Raw genomic sequence first — 574 nt, 5'->3', positions numbered from 1 at the left:
TTCACCCTCTACGCCCCCGTCCTCTGATGCGCTCGCTACGGGTGGGGCGCGGCCCGAGTTCGTAGGGGATCTTCAGGATGTGACGGGTTTTGGCGTCGATGTCGCAGTTGCCCGACGCGACGGAGTGGAGGATGCCGTTGTAGACCAGGTCCCAGAGGTCAGGGTTTCCTTGAATGTCGCTGATCTTGAAAGAGTGGATCTCGTTGCCGTGGTCATCTTTCAACCGGAGCACACGGCTGTAGCCGTCTGCGGAAAAGCGGATGCGGGTGAGGTGGTAGGTGTCGACCCAGCTGCTGCGCCATTGCACCCAACTGGCACCGGCTGCGGTCCAATGGTTCGCGGTAGCGCGAAACATCATCCAGGCGCCTACCGCCATGATGACCCACATGATCCACCAGTGGACCCAGCGGAAGTCTCCGTTGAGGACGGTGAGATACACGACCAAGAGCAAGACCATGGAAAGGGCACTAGTGTACTTGTCGCGGACGGTGGGCCGGAGCCATTCGAGCGTGGGGCGGAGATGATCCGGTGCCTCGGGCGGCTTTCGTGGGGAGCGCTTGACTGGTGTGTATTC

The 574-nt window shown here is 61.1% G+C and carries 1 protein-coding gene; it reads right to left on the bottom strand.

What is annotated here, in order from left to right; all coding sequences use genetic code 11:
• Position 1: 1 nt before the first annotated feature.
• Positions 2–574: hypothetical protein (locus B9C99_RS25495; RefSeq protein WP_253250204.1), on the bottom strand; the 573-nt coding region annotated here is incomplete at its 5' end.

The organism is Rhodococcus sp. BUPNP1 (assembly GCF_002215235.1).
In the GTDB taxonomy this organism is placed as follows: Bacteria; Actinomycetota; Actinomycetes; order Mycobacteriales; family Mycobacteriaceae; genus Rhodococcus.
Note: the sequence above shows the minus strand (reverse complement) of the source record. Positions and strands in the feature narration are given on the sequence as shown.